General features: G+C 48.4%; 14 protein-coding genes. 7 read left to right on the top strand and 7 right to left on the bottom strand.

Annotated features, from left to right (window positions below; genetic code table 11):
* The first annotated feature begins 17 nt into the window (after window positions 1-17).
* The 5 genes from WMO65_RS16340 to WMO65_RS16320 all read left to right on the top strand — a co-directional run bounded on the left by WMO65_RS16340 (window position 18) and on the right by WMO65_RS16320 (window position 6,886).
* Window positions 18-2,210 carry an alpha-galactosidase gene (locus tag WMO65_RS16340; protein WP_148391783.1) on the top strand — a complete coding sequence of 731 codons (2,193 nt, stop codon included), beginning with the start codon at window positions 18-20 and terminating at the stop codon, window positions 2,208-2,210.
* A gap of 110 nt (window positions 2,211-2,320) precedes the next feature.
* A complete protein-coding gene (locus WMO65_RS16335; protein WP_148391782.1) occupies window positions 2,321-4,057 on the top strand; it encodes an ASKHA domain-containing protein in 1,737 nt (578 codons plus the stop codon).
* A 38-nt stretch (window positions 4,058-4,095) separates the two neighbouring features.
* Entirely contained in the window at window positions 4,096-4,635 is a 540-nt protein-coding gene (locus WMO65_RS16330) for a DUF2284 domain-containing protein (RefSeq protein WP_317430471.1), read from the top strand.
* A 69-nt stretch (window positions 4,636-4,704) separates the two neighbouring features.
* The gene (locus tag WMO65_RS16325) at window positions 4,705-5,340 is read left to right on the top strand and encodes a cobalamin-dependent protein (RefSeq protein WP_103731852.1); all 636 of its coding nucleotides are present in this window, start codon (window positions 4,705-4,707) and stop codon (window positions 5,338-5,340) included.
* A gap of 13 nt (window positions 5,341-5,353) precedes the next feature.
* Window positions 5,354-6,886: a PucR family transcriptional regulator gene (locus WMO65_RS16320; protein ID WP_052099504.1), complete on the top strand. Its 1,533-nt coding sequence runs from the start codon at window positions 5,354-5,356 to the stop codon at window positions 6,884-6,886.
* A gap of 1 nt (window position 6,887) precedes the next feature.
* Here the strand turns inward: WMO65_RS16320 and WMO65_RS16315 are convergent, their stop codons facing one another.
* A complete protein-coding gene (locus WMO65_RS16315) occupies window positions 6,888-8,414 on the bottom strand; it encodes a PucR family transcriptional regulator (protein WP_148391780.1) in 1,527 nt (508 codons plus the stop codon).
* 230 nt (window positions 8,415-8,644) lie between these two features.
* Here WMO65_RS16315 and WMO65_RS16310 point away from each other — a divergent pair, with 230 nt between their 5' ends.
* The gene (locus tag WMO65_RS16310; RefSeq protein WP_033141671.1) at window positions 8,645-9,637 is read left to right on the top strand and encodes a uroporphyrinogen decarboxylase family protein; all 993 of its coding nucleotides are present in this window, start codon (window positions 8,645-8,647) and stop codon (window positions 9,635-9,637) included.
* Between the two features lie 56 nt (window positions 9,638-9,693).
* Here WMO65_RS16310 and WMO65_RS16305 read toward each other — a convergent pair whose 3' ends face one another.
* From WMO65_RS16305 to WMO65_RS16290, 4 genes are all read right to left on the bottom strand, one after another.
* The gene (locus WMO65_RS16305) at window positions 9,694-10,011 is read right to left on the bottom strand and encodes a putative signal transducing protein (protein WP_148391779.1); all 318 of its coding nucleotides are present in this window, start codon (window positions 10,009-10,011) and stop codon (window positions 9,694-9,696) included.
* 16 nt (window positions 10,012-10,027) lie between these two features.
* The gene (locus WMO65_RS16300; RefSeq protein WP_033141670.1) at window positions 10,028-10,669 is read right to left on the bottom strand and encodes a sugar O-acetyltransferase; all 642 of its coding nucleotides are present in this window, start codon (window positions 10,667-10,669) and stop codon (window positions 10,028-10,030) included.
* Window positions 10,670-10,784: 115 nt separating this feature from the next.
* A complete protein-coding gene (gene pgmB, locus WMO65_RS16295; RefSeq protein WP_033141669.1) occupies window positions 10,785-11,423 on the bottom strand; it encodes a beta-phosphoglucomutase in 639 nt (212 codons plus the stop codon).
* An 11-nt stretch (window positions 11,424-11,434) separates the two neighbouring features.
* Entirely contained in the window at window positions 11,435-13,720 is a 2,286-nt protein-coding gene (locus tag WMO65_RS16290; protein WP_148391778.1) for a glycoside hydrolase family 65 protein, read from the bottom strand.
* 324 nt (window positions 13,721-14,044) lie between these two features.
* Here WMO65_RS16290 and WMO65_RS16285 point away from each other — a divergent pair, with 324 nt between their 5' ends.
* Window positions 14,045-16,888: an ATP-binding protein gene (locus WMO65_RS16285; protein WP_148391777.1), complete on the top strand. Its 2,844-nt coding sequence runs from the start codon at window positions 14,045-14,047 to the stop codon at window positions 16,886-16,888.
* Window positions 16,889-16,932: 44 nt separating this feature from the next.
* On the opposite strand, the gene trhA is transcribed toward WMO65_RS16285, so the two are convergent.
* Together trhA and WMO65_RS16275 are read right to left on the bottom strand one after the other, a co-directional pair.
* On the bottom strand, window positions 16,933-17,595 hold the full coding sequence (gene trhA, locus WMO65_RS16280; RefSeq protein WP_033141666.1) for a PAQR family membrane homeostasis protein TrhA: 663 nt from the start codon (window positions 17,593-17,595) through the stop codon (window positions 16,933-16,935).
* A gap of 202 nt (window positions 17,596-17,797) precedes the next feature.
* Window positions 17,798-19,603: an amylosucrase gene (locus WMO65_RS16275; protein WP_148391776.1), complete on the bottom strand. Its 1,806-nt coding sequence runs from the start codon at window positions 19,601-19,603 to the stop codon at window positions 17,798-17,800.
* Window positions 19,604-19,614 lie beyond the last annotated feature (11 nt).

The raw sequence follows: 19,614 nt of genomic DNA, 5'->3' as shown, positions 1-19,614 counted from the left end.
TTGGAGGAGAACAACGAATGGCTATCAAAAAAGATACTACCGGGAAACTATTTACCCTGCTTACCAATAACAGCATGTACCAGATGAAGGTGGACGATCTGGGATTTCTGGTACATACATGGTTTGGAAAAAGGACACCTATATTTGACTACTCATACCTGAATGTGGGAAGAGACCGGGGATTTTCCGGCAATCCCTATATAGCAGGCGACAACCGCGCCTATTCTCTTGACACTCTTCCCCAGGAATTCCCCACATACGGCAACGGGGACTACAGGGAGAGCGCTGTGCGGATACGCTATGCATCCGGTGCTTCCTCCTGTGAATTCCGCTATGAATCCGCTCAGATCCTGGAGGGAAAATATTCCCTTCCCGGCCTTCCTGCTTTCTACGCGCTTAAGGAAGACACTGCTGACACCCTAGTCATCACGCTGAAGGACAGCACACAGAACGTATATGTACATCTCTATTACGGTGTCCTGGAGGAAAAGGACATTATCACCAGAAGCGTGACTGTGGAAAATAAAGGGGAATCCCCCATTTATCTGGAGCGTATCATGAGCACCTGTACGGATTTCCAGTTCGGAGACTTTGATTTTATCAGCTTCTACGGACGTCACGCCATGGAGCGCCTGCTCTCCCGCACACAGGTCCATCACGGCATTCAGTCTGTTGGAAGCACCAGAGGCTCCTCCAGCCATCACTACAATCCATTTGTGATGCTTGCCGCACAGGGCACTACAGAGACCAGGGGGGAATGTTACGGTTTTTCCTTCCTCTACAGCGGTGATTTTCTGGCTGAGGCAGAGAAGGACCAGAGTGGACAGACCCGCTTCCTCATGGGTATCCACCCGGATAATTTCTGCTATAAACTGGATTCCGGAGAAGCATTCCATGCGCCGGAGGCAGCAATGGTCTACAGCGCAGAGGGAATGGAAGCCGTCAGCCACCGCTTCCACCGCGCGATCCGCAATAACCTCTGCAGAGGTGAGTATAAGAAGGCCCGCCGTCCTGTTCTCATCAACAACTGGGAGGGCACCTACTTTGATTTCACCGGAGACAAGCTGGTGGAAATGGCAGAGCAGGCAAAAGATATGGGAGTAGAACTGTTTGTCATGGATGACGGATGGTTCGGAAAACGTGAAAGTGACAATTCCGGTCTGGGTGACTGGATCGTAAATGAAAAGAAACTGGGATGCACCTTAAAGGACCTCTCCGCCCGCATTCATGCCCTTGGCCTCAAATTCGGCATATGGTTTGAGCCGGAATGCATCTCTGAGGACAGCGACTTATACCGGGCACATCCCGACTGGGCATTCAAGGTTCCCGAGAAATCACCTGTGAGAAGCCGTTACCAGCTTGTCCTTGATTTTTCCCGCAAAGAAGTACGCGACCACATCTACAACATGATGTGTAATGTATTGGACAATGCGCAGGTGGAATACCTGAAATGGGATTTTAACCGCAGTATCGGGGATATTTTCACCATCGCCCTCCCCGCAGACCGCCAGGGCGAGACAGCACACAAATACATTCTTGGGCTTTACGAGTTTCTGGAGAACCTAAACAAACGCTACCCCGGCATGCTCATTGAGGGATGCAGCGGCGGCGGCGGAAGATTTGACGCAGGCATGTTATACTACACCCCGCAGATCTGGACCAGCGATGACACCGACTCCATCGAACGGCTGAAGATACAGTACGGCACCTCCTTCTGCTATCCTGTCAGCACCATGGGCGCCCATGTCTCAGCCTCCCCTAACCACCAGACAGGCAGGGCTGCTTCCCTGAGTACAAGAGCAACAGTCGCTATGGCCGGCACCTTTGGTTACGAACTGGACCCTGCAAAACTGACGGAGGAGGAAAAGGCGGAAGTCAGGACACAGATCGAGACATTTAAGAAATATTATTCCCTTATCCAGGACGGCACCTATTACCGTCTGGCAAGTCCTTATGAAAATGAAGAATATACGGTATGGGAATTTGCCGCGGAGGATAAGAGTGAGGCACTGCTGGGCATTGTCTCCACAAAACTCACTGCAAACAACCTCTTTACCTGCATCCGACTGCGCGGGCTGGACCCGAATGCCATGTACCGCATGGGTGACAAGACCTATTTGGGAGCTGCCCTTATGGAGGCAGGACTCCCCATGCCGGTACCCGAAACGGAATATCAGAGCTGGAACCTGCATTTAGTAAAAGAATCCTGATAAATTCCTAATAAATTTCATATAAAATCTCTCATAACTTAACCGCGGCAGTTTACTGCCGCGGTCTTTTCTGTTATACTTACTCTATAGCAAAATTGGGGGAATGAAAATTGAAAACACATGAAGTAACTTTTATCCGTGAAGGCAAAAGTATTCAGGCAGAAGAAGGCACTACCCTGCTGCAGGCGCAGCGTCAGGCAGGCCTTGACCCGGATGCTCCCTGCGGCGGGCAGGGCACCTGCGGAAAATGCATGGTACACGTGACAAAAGGTCCCGTGACCGGCGTTCTGAAAGCCTGTCAGACTAAGATCACAGGGGATATGACAGTTGACACCCTTGTGAGAGAAAAGGAACATGCTATACTGGCAGAAGGCTTCTCCCGCCCGGTACCGCTCCATCCTCTGCTCCGGTTGGGCAGAATACATATCCGCAAGATAAAACCAGGGGATAATCTGTCTGACTGGGACCGCCTGAAACTGGCGCTGGAGGAATCCTTCGGGGAGAGCATGGAACATCTCAGACCGGATCTTCAAACGGCTTCCGGCCTGTATGAAATGCTCAAAGAGACGGATACCTGGTATGCGGCAGTATCCGGGGATACCCTTCTGGATCTGCAGAAAGATCCCATCAAGGGATATCTGGCCGCATTCGACATCGGAACCACTACGGTAGTAGGGTATCTGATGGATGCACGCACAGGCAGGGTTCTGGCCGTTGAGAGCAGCATGAATCCCCAGGCCCAGTACGGGGCTGATGTCATCATGCGTGCCAACTACGCACTTGAGAACGGAACGGAGAATCTGAGCTCCTGCATCCGCCAGACAGTCCAGTCTATTCTGGACATACTGGCAGAGAAGTCAGGGATCAGCACAGATCGTATTTACCAGACCTGTATTGTGGGCAACACCTGCATGCATCATCTGTTTCTGGGTATATCCCCGGGAGCGCTTGTGCACGCCCCCTATAATCCGGCCATCAGCCAGCTTCTCTTTTTGAAAGCTTCAGACTTTGACCTGCATATCCACCCCAAAGGCCAGCTTATCCTGCTGCCCGATGTGGCAGGCTTTGTAGGCGCTGATACCATGGGATGCCTGCTCTGCATCCGACCAGACCAGCAGGATGAAATCTCTCTGATGATCGACATCGGAACCAACGGAGAGATGGTGCTGGGCAGTAAAGAACGCCTGGCAGCCTGCTCCACAGCCGCCGGCCCTGCTTTTGAGGGAGCCAAGATCGAATGCGGCATGAGGGGCGCATCCGGTGCTGTAGACCATGTGGAATACAGCGACGGAAAATGGAGCTACACCACCGTAGGCGGAGAGAAAGCCATCGGGATCTGCGGTTCCGGCCTTATTGACCTGATCGCCTGCCTGAGAAAAGCAGGTATCATTGACGAGTCCGGTAAGCTTTTATCCGAGGACGGCACAGCCTCCTTTACGCTGGTTCCGGCAGACGAGAGCGGAAACGGCAGCGCTGTTTACTTAAGCCAGAAGGATGTGCGGGAGGTACAGCTTGCCAAAGCTGCCATTGCCGCCGGCATCCAGCTTCTGCAGAAAGAGCTTGGCATAACCGTTGACCAGATCGCACACGTATATATTGCGGGAGCTTTCGGCAACTATATGAATCCTGAGAGCGCCTGTGACATCGGCCTGATTCCCATATCTTTGAAAGACAGGATCGTACCCGTGGGAAATGCCGCCGGAGAAGGTTCTAAAATCGCACTCATCAACAGGGAAGAGCTGTTCTACTCGGATATCCTGGCAAAGGAGATATCTTTTGTGGAGCTGGCCGCTTCTCCGGAATTCCAGGACTGCTTTGTGGATGAACTGGAATTTCCGGAACAATAGAGAATGAAATGATTTGAAAAATGATTGGGGGCTTTTACGTGATCAACTATGAAGAACTGGAGAAGCTGGGACTGGATACCGGCTTCTCCCATATCGCACCATTAAAATGCAGCACCATTGAACTGCTTCCCGAGGTCCGCCAGATGTGCGAAGCCAACACCTGCGGCATGTACGGCAAGCGCTGGAGCTGCCCTCCCGGATGCGGAACTCTGGAGGACTGCCGTGCCAAGATCAACCAGTATCAGGCCGGCATCCTGGTACAGACCGTGGGAGAACTGGAAGATTCCATGGACGGGGAAACCATGATGGAGACAGAGGCCCTGCATAAACAGAACTTCTACGCCATGGAAAAACTGCTCCGCGAAACATATCCCGATATGCTGGCTATCGGCGCCGGCTGCTGTACCAAATGTGAGACCTGTACCTATCCTGACGAGCCGTGCCGCTTTCCCAAGAAAGCATTTTCTTCCATGGAAGCCTATGGCATGCTGGTCACCCAAATCTGCAAAGCCAACGATATGACTTATTATTATGGTCCCTGCACCATTGCCTATACCAGTTGTTATCTGCTGGAATAAAGACTATTTCGTAACGGTTCCGCATTCCGGTCCGTTACACCTTTTCTTTCATTGGAACAGGAGGACATCATGACTACTTTAGAAGAACTTCGTCAGGCAATTGAAAACGGGCATCCTCGTGATGCCCAGTTTCTTGTGTTCAGAGCTTTGGAGGAACATATAAATCCTTCCGTCATCGTTGAGCAGGCCATGGTGCCTGCCATGAAGACCGTGGGGGAATATTATAAACAAAATGATGCCGATATCCCCAAAATACTGGCTGCTGCCCGCAGTGTAAGAAAGGGGTTCGACATTCTGGAAGAAAAATACGGAATCATGGAAGAACGGAGTATAGGCACCGTTATCCTGGGCACCGTTGAGGGTGACCTGCACGATGTAGGAAAAAACCTTGTTGCGATCATGTTCCGCAGTGCCGGGTTCAAGGTCATTGACCTGGGTGTCGACATTCCGGAGAAACAATTTCTGAAGGCAGTCCGCGATAATCCGGAGGTTTCCATTGTATGCATCTCCTCCCTGCTCACCACTTCCATACCGGAAATGCAGCAGGTCGTCAAATCCCTGCGCCGACATGACAAGGAACACCGATTGAAGATCATGGTGGGCGGAGGTGCCGTCACACAGGAATTTGCGGACACCATCGGCGCAGATGCCTACACGGAAACAGCAGTGGATGCCGCGGAAAAAGCCAAGACATTTATCATATAAACGGGGGATCATTTTGAAGTTATCAGCAGTGCTTTTATCTGAAATGATTAATAAAGAATTTCATGTTGTCTCACAGGGTAACCTGGAGACAACTGAGAGTTTTCTGCGTCCATTTTTATTTGAGGATGGTTCCGGTTTCTCCACCGGGCATATCTGCCTTGTGAGAACCGGGGACACGGAGTCCCTTTCTTCCCAGCTCACGGGACCGGTCTTTCTGATCATATCGGGAAACCTGGATGAGACCTTTTCACCGCCTCCGCACCCATATCTTGTTCTCGATGCAAGTTATTCCCTGAGCCGTATCTTTAATTTCATACAGGACCTCTATGACACATACGACAGTTGGGATGAACATCTGAGCACGATCCTGCTGAGCAACGGCAGCATCCGGGATCTCTTAAGCGTATCCCTGGAAATTTTCCATAATCCCCTGTCTGTCATCGGCCTGGATTTTGCACCCGTGGCAAGTGCAGGTACAGAACACATTCCGGAGAAATACCATATGTACTCAGAGGACGGACTCAACATTGAGTACGTCAACGCCCTGGCTCAGGATGAGGCTTATACAAAAATGCAGGAGGCCGCTGACCCTGTATTCTACCCGGGATACATCACAGGACTGAACACCCTGAATATGAACGTAAAACAGGACGGGCACACCACACACCGCCTTGTCCTCATCGAATACGAACATCCCCTGGACAAAGGAAACGGATACCTTCTCTCGCATTTGGCAGGCTATGTGGAATATCTGCTCTACCATGAACAGGCTCCCGCTTCACGCCAGTCGGACGCTCTGCACAAGATCCTTATCACTGTGCTGTCCGACCGCACTGCAGACTATCTGGACATCAGCCAGCGTCTGTCTGCCCTTGGGTGGAGCACACAGCACGACTATCTGTGCCTTATTTTCCAGATCACTTACCTGGATCAGAAAAAGATCACCACAAGAGCTATCTGTAATTATCTGGACAAGCAGTTTCCCTATTCCTGCAGTTTTCTCTTCAAAGAGGAGATCGTGGCCTATTTTAATCTGAGCCGTCTGGAGATGGACGCGGACACAGTGGCGGGCAAACTCACCTATTTTATCAGGGACAGTTTCCTGAAAGCCGGATACAGCCGTCCCATGAAGGGCCACATGAACCTGAGGCGCCAGTATATCCAGGCCAGCACAGCTCTGGATGTGGGAAGCAGGAAAAAGCCTTATCTGTGGATCCATCACTTCAACAACGTGGCTCTGACCTACATACTGGAACAGTCCACCCGAAGGCTTCCCGGCTATATGCTCTGCCATGAGAAGCTTCTGGACCTGCAGAGGATGGACCGGGAACAGAACACGGAGTATATGCTCACACTGAGGACCTACCTGGAAGAGAATCTGAATGCCACACAGGCAGCATCCCTGCTCTTTATCCACCGCAGTACCTTCCTGTACCGCCTGGACAAGATCAAGAACATTCTGGACTCCGGACTGGATGACCCGGAAGAGATTTTTTACCTGAACTTATCTTTCCGTCTTCTGGAGCAGGAGGAGGAGAAAAACTGAGCTACTGTTTTCCCTCCTCCAGTATATAAAAGGAGACAGAGAGGTACAGCCTGGAGCGGAAATCCTCCAGATCTGTCTGTATCAGTTCACCTATCCTCTCCAGCCGGTTCAGAAAAGTACTCCTGTGGATAAACAGCTTTTTGGCTGTCACTGCCGCGTTATACCTGCACTGCAGGTAACAGTATAATGTCTTGTAATACTCTGTATGCATCTTCTCATCGTGTTCTATCAGCTTCAGAATCCCCGGCGCGCATATCTGTTCCGGCTCAAACACCCCTCTCCCGTGAATCAGGATATAGTCAAGGGCATAGTCGTCAAACCTGAAATACCAGGGGGTGGCATCCTTTCTCATGCCCAGCTCCAGGGCAATATCCGTCTGCTTAAACGCATTCTGTATCCCGTCAAATCCCCTGAATTTTCTGCTGATCCCTGCTGCCAGGAGATTTTCCCTGAGAAAATAAGCCAGCTCGGGCTGAAAGTCCGTCATATGAAGCCTGCTGCCGTTCAAAAGTACCATGAGGCTGTCATTATGAGCCACGCAGCAGGTATCTTTCCACTGCTGCTCCATCTGCGGGCACAGGTATTTGTCATACAGGGATTTGTCATATCTGTAGCTTGGGCGCATCTGGATCAGATAGTAGGCATCTTCCTCAGACCAGGATAGATTCCCCAGTGCACTCCGCAGCCTCTCCCCCGGCACGGAGCTCCCCTTTAATGTAAGCCTCAGAAGTTCATGCAGGCTGTCAAGGGAGCGGTCAGCCATATGAAAGGCCCCGAAACGCTCATACATCCGCTCCACATATCCGGCTGCCATGAGAAGTAGATCCTTGTGATACTCATTATTCAGAGGTGATGTGCAGGATACCGCCATCAGCTTGCCGATAAATTTCCCCTCAAAGAAGAGATTCCTGCACAGAAATGTCACCTGCTCCAGCGTATAAGTATACACTCCCGCAAGTGTCATGCTCCGCTGATAGGCGGGATCTGATATAAGCTGGCTCACCATCTGCATGGGAAGAGTGCTGCTCTCATTCATAAATCCATTAGCAAACCTCCCCTCCCTGTCAGCCAAAGCCACATAGGAAAAGCTGGCATCCATCAGCGCAAGAGGCGTCTCAAAAATCCTCCCGAAGCACTCCATCAATTCCCCGAAATCCTGATTCTCCATAAACACTTCCGTCACGGAATACTCCATTTCCTCAAAGTATTGGAATATCTCCTGAAGGTCATTGAGCACCTGCTCCCTGGGTATCCTTTCATCCAGAACAAGCAGGTCTGTATCAATCCGACAAAATATATCATCCACTTCCCCAAAGCAGATAAAAATACAGTCCTTCCATAAGGAGGAATCCAGGCCTATTTTCATAAGTTCCTCATTGAAGATCAGCACCATATGTCCTCTGCAGTCCTGTCCATCCCTGTAGTAGACAGGCCTCTCCACCTTTATTTTACAGGGGTTGCAGGAAATCCGCCTGGCGTCGTACCTTTTTTTCAGATGATAATAAATTTGATAAAAAGTCAATTTCATTTAAAATCACCTCCCTCCTACAAAGTGTAGTGTATTCATACAGAAAAGTCAATTATTTCATCGTATTTACCAGACCTGACAATTCTGTTATTATAAATTTAGTGCAGTTGTTCCATGTCAGCACAGGAAATGTGCAGACCTGCTGAACAGTTACGATTTTGTATCAGTCATGGGGGACAGGCCTTTCCATGACACATCGTTGGGGTTTTAGAAAAGGAGGTATTCACTTTATGTTAACCAGAAGACAGAATTTATTAGAAACGATCCGAGGCGGTCATCCGGACCGTTATGTAAACCAGTACGAGGCACTGGGAATGATTTTCGGCAATCCTTATACCGCTGCAAGTCCAAACCCGGAATACGGCAAGCCGCCTATTAAAAACGCATGGGGCGTTACTATGGTATGGCCGGAAGGAACTCCCGGCGGATTCCCGATTCACGACGAAGAACATATTGTCTGCAAAGATATTACACACTGGAGAGATTATGTAAAAGCACCGCGTCTGGATTATTCCGATGCTGAGTGGGAGCCATTCATCGCTGAAGCGGAAAAAGTAGACCGCAATGAATATTTTGTTACACAGTTTATCGCTCCGGGACTTTTTGAACAGTGCCATCATCTGCAGGAAATCCAGAACGCGCTGATCAACTTCTATGAGGAGCCTGAATGCACACATGAACTGATCGAGTATCTCACCGAATGGGAATTGCAGTACGCTGAGAAAATCTGCAAATATATCAAACCGGATGCCATCTTCCACCATGATGACTGGGGAAGCCAGACTTCCACCTTCATCTCCCCGGATATGTTTGAAGAATTCTTCCTTCCGTCCTATAAGAAGATTTACGGCTATTACAGAGACCACGGTGTAGAAGTTGTGATCCACCATGCGGATTCCTACGCAGCAACTTTGGTTCCGTTTATGATCGAGATGGGAATTGATATCTGGCAGGGATGTATGACCTCCAACAATATCGCTGACCTGATCGCAAAATACGGCGAGAAGATTACCTTCATGGGCGGCATTGACAGTGCGTCCGTAGACCGTCCTGACTGGACACCTGAGCTGGTGGAAAAAGAAGTCCGCCGCGCATGTGAAGAATACGGAACAAAATATTACATTCCGTGTATTACCCAGGGTCTTGGAATCAGTACCTTCCCGGGTGTTTATGAGACAGCCAGTGAAGCAATTGAAAAAGTAAGCAAAGAAATGTTCAAATAGTCAATAAAAGACCGTCCGCATCAGCCCTGAAACTGCTGCGGACGGTCCTGTTTTTTTTAAACTTCCGGCGGCTCTCCGGTATTCCATTCTTCCTCCGGAATCTCCGTTTCATTGTCCAATGCATCCCAATTGATGGAATCCATCAGTTCTTTTGCCTTCTCATAGACGTTTTTTCCAACCAGGATATCTGTCCCAAAAGTACCTGAAGTGCCGGCAACAATAGTGAGATATCCGCCTATGCTGTTTCCCTGCGCTATATAAGGAATGTTATTTTCATCCAGCAGTCCGGTCAGCGCTTCTCTCTCATACACACCATAGACTGTTCTGAGATTCACCATCTCAAATTCATCTTCCTGCTTCTTTTTATGAAACATATACCCTCCTGTCAGACTATTCTCTCCAGTCTTTGTTTACAGGTACGCCTTTGCGGAAATATTCCTTATCCTCATCTGTGATCTGCCTTGCAACGCGGCATGGTGTTCCGAAGGCAACCACATTGTCCGGGATATCCTTGGTGACCACGCTGCCAGCGCCGATGACCACGTTATTGCCGATCGTAACACCCGGCATGATAACCACATTTGCCCCAATCCACACGTCATTTCCGATATGCACAGGAAGAGAGAACTGGGTGCCATCTCTTCTGTATTCCCCGTAAACCGGATGTCCGGTCACACAGATGGATACATTCGGTCCGCACATAACATAATCCCCGATAAAAACATCCACATCATCCACAACCACGAGTCCGTAATTGGCATAAAAATAATTGCCTACGTGGGTGTTGCAGCCATAGGAAAAATTCACTGGTGACTCGATCCACACCTCATCCCCCATAGAACCAAGTATCTGCTGCAAAAGCTCCCGTTTCCGTCCGTAGTCAGACGGATTTGTCTGATTGTAGGCAAATGTCAGCTCTTTGCCGTGTTTTCTCTGCCTCTCGATCACTTTCTCATAGGCAATATCTTTTTCATCCTTGTGCCCGTATTCCCGGTATAAAAGACCGCTTTTCATCTGCTGTTCCAATGACATATGTGTAATCCTCCTGTATGTCCGCTTTTTGTAACTGTTCATTCCGGCCTGCGCGTTTGCCGGGCTGACCGTGCATGAATGATTACCATTATTCTATCATTCTTTTTGCATAATGTCACGAAGCAGCTTCCAGTAAATCGGAGAATGTGTTCAGATTATACGTCGCCCTTCCGCATTTGACCGCGTCACCGATGGCTGCACAGTCCATGTGTCCTCCAAACGCCGCTTCCAGTCCTGATTCCGCATCCTCCACCACAAGACAGTCCTGAGGCTGCAGGTTCAGATACTCTGCTGCTTTCAGGAACACCTCCGGGTCCGGTTTGGAGCGGGAAATATTGTTGCCGTCGGAAACCGCATCAAAATATCCGGAAAGTCCCAGACGTTCCAGGATAAATCCCGCATTCCTGCTGGATGAACCGATTGCCAAAAGAAGCCCCCTGCTTCTCAGCGCATCCAGTGTCTCCTTCACCTGCGGGTCCAGGTCAGCAGTTGTCATATTTTTCAGAAGTTCACGGTACAGGTCATTTTTTTCTGAGGCATAGCGGACTTTCTCCTCCTCTGTCATCTCACCATCGTATTTTTCCAGAATGATCTCAAAGCTCTCCATCCGGCTCACACCCCTAAGTCTGTTGTTGATCTCCTCATCAAAATAGATTCCCAGCTTATCCGCCAGCTTCTTCCATGCCTGGTAATGGTATTTGTCTGTGTGGCAAATCACACCGTCCAGGTCAAAAATAATTCCCTTGTATTTCATGGCCTCTCTCCTTATCTCTCAATCTCAATGGTATCTTTCAGAAGGTACTTTGTACCGAATACGGTTATCTCCCTGGGTTCTCCCTTTTCCAGCGTAAACACAGACTTATCCCTGCCCACGCAGACCTGGATATGACTGCCTCTGTAGCTGATCTTAAAGGTATAAGATTCCCATTTGTCAGGAAGTACAGGCGCAAAGCAGATGCCTGTCTCTTTCAGCCGAAGGCCGCCGAATCCGTACACCACAGCCATATAATTTCCACCCATATTTGCTGTATGGATACCGTCCTTTGTGTTGTGGTGCAGGTTGAACAGATCCAGCTTCGCGCTGTCACCGAAATAGTCATAGGCCTTATCCTTCAGTCCCAGCCTGGATGCCACAATACTGAAAATACATGTGGAGAGGGAAGAGTCATGGGTCGTCACATTCTCATAGTACGCAAAGGATTTTCTGATGGTCTCCAGGTCCTGCGCATCCTCATAGATAAAATGCGCCAGCACGGTATCTGCCTGTTTACACACCTGATAACGGTACAGGCAGAGCGGGTGATAATGCAGAAGCAGAGGGAACTTGTCCGCAGGTGTACCCTTGATATCCCACACCTCTTTTTGAAGGAAAGAGTCATCCTGGGGATTGATGCCTGTCTCTTCGTCATACGGCAGATACATCTGTTCCTCCGCTTTCTTAAACTCCCGGATTTCCTCAGGCTTTAACCCTATTTTTTCAGCCACCGGAGCAAGCTTTCCGGCCTCCCCCAGCAGTTCATAAAAACGCACGGCCCAATGAAGATTATACTGGGCGCCTGCATTGGTGTAGTAATTGTTATTTACCAGACACGTGTATTCATCCGGACCTGTCACATCATTGATGTGGAATTTTCCCCTGTGGAAATTCCCCGCATCCATCCACAGCCTTGCCGTCTCAAAAATGATCTCAGCGCCCTTTTCCGCCATCAGGTCCAAATCCCCGGTGGCCAAATAATAAGCCACCACCGCATAGGCAATATCCCCGTTAATATGATACTGCGCAGAACCTGCCGGGAAAAATCCGGAGCACTCAGAACCGGAAATTGTTCTCCACGGATAGAGAGCTCCTTTTCTGTGCCCCATGATTCGGGCATTTTCCCTGGCTGCATCCAGGATACTGTACCTGTACGCGATCAGGCTGGCGGATATCCGGGGATTTGTCAGGGTAAAAAATGGCTGCATATACATTTCTGTATCCCAGAAATAATGCCCCTCATAGCCCTCACCGGAAAGTCCCTTTGCGGCTATATTACTGTGCTCATCCCTGCCCGCTGACTGGAGAAGCTGATAGAGGTTATATCTGACAGCAACCGCCAGGTCATCGTCCCCCTCTATATCCAGCGCTGACTGTGCCCAGAACTCATCCAGGTATTCTCTCTGCTGCCTGTACCATTTTTCAAGGCTGACAGACAGCGCCCTGTTCATAGCATTTTCCGCTTCCTTCCTGCAGTCTTTGTATCTGAGGGAATCCGTAAACACTGTATATTTCACCAGCCGGACTGTCTCACCCTCCCTGATATCTGTTTCCATTTTTCTGGTGACAGAGTGTCCTTCCTGCACGGAATTCTCCCGGCAGACTGCACCGGTTCCGCATGAAAGTACATCCTTTACCGCCGTACACACGGTAAGCCCGGAAGTAACAGTCTCTGTGACAAGATAAGACACCCCGTCCTTCACCTCTGCACTGACCGGGCGCAGATGCTGAAAGCTTTCACCGGCAACCCTCGGATCATTGGGGTTACAGTAATTCTTCACATCCCCGTTATGTACAGAAATAAATTCCAGTGTCCCGCTGAAATTCAATGCCTTTACCTCATAGGATATGGTGAAAAGCGGAAGAAGCAGAAAGGATGTCATTCTCCTGATGGTGATCTCCACTCTGTGCCCCCCCGGAGAGCGCCACACTACCTGTCTCTGCGTGAATCCATTCTGCATATCCAGGCTTCTGCTGCTTTTTTCCACAGTCCCCTCAAACATACAAAAGGTCTCCCCCTCAATCTTCAGAAAGATAGTCTGGGTATCTGCCACATTCAGCATTGTCTGCTTTTCCTCAGCCAGCCCGCAGAGCTTTTCGGCCTGAGACATTTTGGCAATATCATAGAATCCGTTGATATAAGACCCCCGGATCGTATCATACCCCTGAGCATATCCCTCCTCAAAGTCAGAGCGGACCCCAATATAGCCGTTGGCATTGTGAAAGACCGTCTCATTTAAAAGACACTGCTCATTGTCAAGCCCTATGTCCTCAATCTGGTAAACCCATTTATTCATTCTGTTCTTCCTTTCTCTGTAAGATTTATTTCTGTTCTTTTCTTGTCATCATTCTAGCAACAACTTTTTTTATTTTCAATGGTTTTATGCAACACCATTAAATTACATAATAACCTTATTTTTATTTTAGCATAATAACCAAATATTTTTTCCGAAATATACAGTTTCCATAAACATTACACATCTATTTATCACCGGTCTGTCTATTCGTTCCCTTTTCATTGAAAACATTCTTCCAAAGCATTATAAAAATTGATTTTTTCCCTTATATCCTCTATACTTATAATTATATATCTCACCAACAAATAAAATGGGAGGCATACGATGAAAAGACTTTTTGCCTTGATGCTGAGCATTATCATGCTTTTATCCATATCCGTACCCGTTTATGCCAGAGAACCGCGAAAAGTCACGGTAGCCTTTCCCAATCTGGCAGACAATCGTCTCTATGTTGTCAATGAAGACGGAAGTCTTGGCGGCATGATGTACGAATATTTTGAAAATCTGGGAAAATGCGCCGGATGGGACATCCAATATGTAGTGGATGATATGGAAACGCTGTTTGACAGTTTTCTTAACGGGGATATTGATATTATGGGTTCTACCGGCTATTCAGAGGGTATGGATGAGTACGCGGATTACCCCTCATTATCCAGCGGCTTTGACTACACCTGTCTGGTGGTACAGAATGACAATATAGACATTACCTCAGGGGATTTGACCTCCCTTGACAATAAAACCGTGGCGATCAGCAGTACACAGGAAAAAAACGGGAAAGAAAAGGTTCTGGAGGACTTCTGCGACAGCAATCAGATTCATCTGGATATAAAGGTATATGAATCCCACCTCGATTACTTTAACGCCCTGAAAAACGGAGAGACGGATATGATCCTGATAGGCAGTGCAGCCCGTGGATCCGATATGCGGATCGTCACACGTTTTGCCGACTCTCCCTATTACACGGTCGTATCCAAGGACAAACCGGAAATACTGCGTGAGCTCAATGCTGCCCTGTACACCATGCATGCCATGTCCCAGGACTATATGGACCAACTGGAAAACAAATATATGAAAGGCAATGACAGCCTGGCAAATGCCTTTACCGCTGAAGAGAAGACATATCTGAGAGAAAAGGGAACCCTGACGGCTGTTCTTCCGAAAACATCATACGGGGCCTCAGACAAGCTGGGTGTCAATGGGAACTATAGCTGTCTGGACGCTGATATTGCCCAATATTTCTGCAGTGAGATCGGCATTTCCGTCAATTATATCGTTACGGACACCCTGGATCAGGCCATTGAAATGGTAAAAGAAAAAAAGGCAGATTTTCTTCCCCTTATGATCACCCATCCCGGCAGTGAAGACACCTACAGTGAACTGCAGCTCTTTCCCTATAATACACCGGAACAGATGCGTGTCACTGCCAATCCATCTTCCAACAAGCCTGTACTTGTCCTTCCCCAGTATGAACAGAATCTTCCTGAAATGGATGCCCTGCTGGATGATTATGAAAAGGTATTGTACTGCAGCAGCGCCGTAGAATGTCTGGAGTATGTGTCAGAAGGACGTGCCACTGAAACCATACTGGATAATTTTGCTGCCCAGTATCTTCTTATGGAGAGCAGCTACCCGAACCTCTCCATAACCCCCACTGACCTGAAACTCACCACCATGACTCTGGCCGCCCCGGCATCCGCTGATACAAACCTGCTCACCATACTGGAAAAAGCAGTGCTGAATATGAATGCTTCGGAAATTGATGATACGGTTTACCAGCGCATGATCACAGAACAGACAAATGCGTCTGTCACCTTAACCGCTTTCTTTAAAAAGCATGTGATCTCCATATCTGCAGCCCTTCTGGCTGTGATCGTATTTATCCTGTCCTGTATCGCGGTTGTTTTAATATCCCGCGTACGGCAGAAAAGCATGCAGGAGACACTGGCTGAAAGAGAACGCAGTGAGAAGGAGCTCAGCCGTGCCCTGGAACGCGCCAATGTTGCGACTGAGGCTAAGACCAGATTTCTGTCAAATGTATCACATGAGATGCGTACACCCTTAAACGGCATATCAGGAATGCTCACCCTGATGCAGAACGAGGAATCTGCACAAAAGAATAAAGAATACCTGGAAAAAGCCAGAATATCCTGCAGCCAGCTTCTTTCCCTGATCAACTCCGTTCTTGACATGTCACGGATAGAAAGCGGCAGAGAGACACTTTCCCCGGAAAGCTTCCATATGTCCACCATTTTGGAAGAACTGCATGCCATGCTCAGCATACAGGCAGAATCCAGAAATATCCGTATGGACATTAACGGAGCCTCTATCCCGGACAGAACACTTATCGGCGACTGCGTCAAGCTGAAACAGATATTATCCAATGTGATCGTAAATGCCATTAAATTTACACCTGAAGGCGGCCGGATCACCCTCACTGCAGAAGAAAAGGCCCCCAATGGAAAAGGTGAGATCCTCTACCTGTTTGAATGCAGGGATAACGGCATTGGTATGACCAAGGAATTCATGAAAACCATGTTCCAGCCCTTCTCCCGCTCAGTGGAGGCGGACAAAATGCAGATAAGCGGAACGGGTCTTGGCCTGTCCGTGATCAAAGGTCTGGTAGATTTAATGCACGGAACCATAGATGTAGACAGTCAAAAGGGGAAAGGTTCTGTTTTCCGCATCATTCTTCCCTTCCCTGAGGAGCCTGATATAAAGGAGGAATCTTCTGCCGAATCAGAAAGTCAAGAGGAGCCCAAAGATTCAGCTGCTCTTCTGCAGGGAAAACGAGTCCTTGTCACAGAGGACAATGAACTGAATCTGGAAATCACGGAACAGTTCCTCGAGATCATGGGGATAGAATCCAGCCCTGCCCGTGACGGTGCCGAGGCAGTGGATATGTTCTCCTCCTCCCCGTCAGGTACCTTTGATGCCATTCTCATGGATATCCAGATGCCCAAAATGGACGGGTATGAGGCCACAAAAGCCATCCGGAGCCTTCCCAGGGAAGATGCCGCCTCAGTTCCCATTATCGCCATCACAGCGAACGCATTCCGGGAGGACATGGAACGGGCACTTTCCTGCGGTATGAATGACCATCTCTCAAAACCTGTAGATGTGAAAAAACTGCAGGAAATCCTTATAAAATACTGCTGCGGCAGGGAATAAAAAACAGGGTGTGTGAAATCCGAAATTTCACACACCCTGTTTTTTTATACCGACATGGGAAGAACAAAGAAATACATGACAATAAAGTGACATAAACTTCCGCCCATAACAAACAGATGAAATATCTCGTGGGAACCGAAATTCTTATGGTTTGCATTGAAGATCGGAAGCTTCAGCGCATAAATGATACCTCCCACTGTATATATAATGCCGCCTGCCAGAAGCCATCCGAAACCCGCCGGTGACAGCGCCCGGACAATGGGTACAAAGGCGAACACACAGAGCCAGCCCATTGCAATATAGATAACAGAAGAAAACCACTTGGGACAGGTGATCCAGCAGGCTTTGATCAGAATTCCCACAATCGCTACCAGCCACACTGCTGTACAAAGGATCGTCCCCGTCCTGCCGTGAAGCACGATCAGACAGATCGGCGTATAACTTCCTGCTATGAGAATAAAAATCATCATGTGATCCATCTTGCGCAGACGCCGGTTTACCTTTTCCGTGGAATCAACGGTGTGGTAAATAGTACTCGCCGCATATAACAGGATCATGCTCAGCATAAAAACACTCATTGCGATTATATGGATGCTGTCCGGTTCCCTGGCTGACCTGATCAGCAGCGGAGCCGCTGCCAGCACTGCCATCAGCCATCCGATAAAATGTGTAATTGCGCTGCCCGGTTCTTTGATCTTCAGTTTCATAACATCACTCCTCACTTTAATTATACATATAGTATGTACTTCACCTGCATTTGGTATTCTTAAATATTATATGTAGTTTTAATTACTACGTTTTGATATTTATTATACTACTACTCATCTACGCATATTGCAACCCTTTTTTATAAATTTTTTCTAAAAGTACAAAAGGAGCCCGGTATTAAACCGGACTCCAGCACTGAATTTATGCAAGCCATAAATATTCATACGGCCCAAGTACAATATTATCCCACAGAGGGACTGTTTTTCCCTGAATCAGATCGTGCAGTTCCCAGGGAAGCCCGAACCAGTTTACAGCATTGCAGTTTACCACCTGTCTCTCCTCGCTGAAATTGGCAAGGACCAGCATTTTATCCTCCCTGTGGAAAGCAAACACTGCTTTATTCCCTGTATCAATGGGTATGGAGGATATATTGGAGGCGAATATGGGATTTTCCTTCCGCACCCGAATCATTTCCCTGATACTGCTGAAAAGGATTCCCTCCACAGTGCCCATATCATGTCTGTTCCCTGCTTTCTCCCAGTCCATAGGTGCCCGGTGCAGCCAGCGGGAATCATGGGCAATGGTCTCATCCTTCTTGTAATCCCACCAGTTCAGGGTTCCGATCTCATCACCGCTGTACAGAAGAGGGATTCCGGTATAAGAGATGATCACACTGTTTAAAAGCAGGATTCTCTTGACCGCCAGCTCCAGCTTATAGCGGTCTTTCTTCAAAATAGCCTCCTCAAGACCGCACAGAGATGCCATTGTGCCGCTGTTTCTCGCGTCCAGCGTCTCAGGATTGAACTCATAGAGCTCCCCCTTTGCAAAGCTGCCGGGGAATTTTCCTTCCATGAATTGAATGATAAACTGCTTATGAGCCTCGGGGTCCATCCCCAGATCCCTGATGATATCCTTCTCAAATCCCCATCCGATGTCATCATGGCATCTTGCATAATTGATCCACACCCCATCCTTTGGCGTGCCGTAATCAATAGACATGGAACGCTGCATCAGCCGCACATCCCTGGTTGCAAGCGAGTTCCACAGAAGCACCATAAGAGACGCATTGTACATGATATGGCATTCCTTCTCCTCAGGTGTGCCGAAGTATTTTACAATCTCATGAGGCTCTACGATAGCTTCCCCCAAAAAGACAACAGAGGGGCATACCTCCTCTATAATCATCTCATACATTTTCAGAAGTGTGTGCACCTGGGGCAGGTTCATGGATGAGGTTCCCAGCTCCTTCCACATATAAGGGATGGCATCCAGCCTGAATATGTCAATCCCTTTGTTGGCAAGTGTCAAAAGCACCTCAGCGATACGGTTGAACACGTTGGGGTTCTTATAGTTCAGATCCCACTGGAATTCATAGAAACGTGTCATGACAAACTTTCCAATATCCTCATAGTAGGTAAAATTCTTAGGCGCGACGGAAGGGAAGATTTCCGTCAATGTCTTCTCATACTCGGAAGGAATGCCGTAATTGTCGAACATATAATACATATCTTCGTATCCCGGCTCGTTTTTCCTGGATTTCAAGGCCCACTCATGTTCCTTAGCCGTGTGGTTCAGCACAAAATCAATACAGGTGCGGATCCCCTTTTTCTTCAGTCTGTCAACCACGTGCTCAAACTGCTCTGTGGTGCCGAATTTCTTATCCACGTTCAGATAATCGGACACTGCGTATCCACCGTCATTCTGGCCCTCTCTGGACTGCAGGAGCGGCATAAAATGCACATAAGTCACACCCAGGTCTGCCAGATAATCGATCCTCTTTTCAAAGCTGGACAGATTGTCTGAGAACTTGTCCAGATACAGCATCATTCCCACCATTTTCTCTGAAAGATACCAGTCATTCCCCTTTTTATCCTGCTTTTTCAGCGCAGTGCTTCTGCCTGCCCTGGCCTTCTCCATAATTTCCATGAGCTGGTCAAAGAAAAACTGGGTGATCCCGTTCTCCCCATACAGCCCAAAATAGTATGTGCGCAGTTTATCCATAGACATAATATTCTGCT

It is taken from the genome of Blautia caccae, assembly GCF_040095955.1.
GTDB classification, from domain to species: domain Bacteria; phylum Bacillota; class Clostridia; order Lachnospirales; family Lachnospiraceae; genus Blautia; species Blautia celeris.
Note: the sequence above shows the minus strand (reverse complement) of the source record. Positions and strands in the feature narration are given on the sequence as shown.

Excerpts from the sequence above, each read along its gene's own strand:
- WMO65_RS16310 (WP_033141671.1), top strand. The coding sequence starts at position 8,645 with ATGTTAACCAGAAGACAGAATTTATTAGAAACGATCCGAGGCGGTCAT.
- WMO65_RS16290 (WP_148391778.1), bottom strand. The coding sequence starts at position 13,720 with ATGAATAAATGGGTTTACCAGATTGAGGACATAGGGCTTGACAATGAG.
- WMO65_RS16315 (WP_148391780.1), bottom strand. The coding sequence starts at position 8,414 with ATGAAATTGACTTTTTATCAAATTTATTATCATCTGAAAAAAAGGTAC.
- WMO65_RS16300 (WP_033141670.1), bottom strand. The coding sequence starts at position 10,669 with ATGTCATTGGAACAGCAGATGAAAAGCGGTCTTTTATACCGGGAATAC.
- WMO65_RS16285 (WP_148391777.1), top strand. The coding sequence starts at position 14,045 with ATGAAAAGACTTTTTGCCTTGATGCTGAGCATTATCATGCTTTTATCC.
- WMO65_RS16325 (WP_103731852.1), top strand. The coding sequence starts at position 4,705 with ATGACTACTTTAGAAGAACTTCGTCAGGCAATTGAAAACGGGCATCCT.
- WMO65_RS16340 (WP_148391783.1), top strand. The coding sequence starts at position 18 with ATGGCTATCAAAAAAGATACTACCGGGAAACTATTTACCCTGCTTACC.
- pgmB (WP_033141669.1), bottom strand. The coding sequence starts at position 11,423 with ATGAAATACAAGGGAATTATTTTTGACCTGGACGGTGTGATTTGCCAC.
- WMO65_RS16305 (WP_148391779.1), bottom strand. The coding sequence starts at position 10,011 with ATGTTTCATAAAAAGAAGCAGGAAGATGAATTTGAGATGGTGAATCTC.
- WMO65_RS16275 (WP_148391776.1), bottom strand. The coding sequence starts at position 19,603 with ATGTCTATGGATAAACTGCGCACATACTATTTTGGGCTGTATGGGGAG.
- trhA (WP_033141666.1), bottom strand. The coding sequence starts at position 17,595 with ATGAAACTGAAGATCAAAGAACCGGGCAGCGCAATTACACATTTTATC.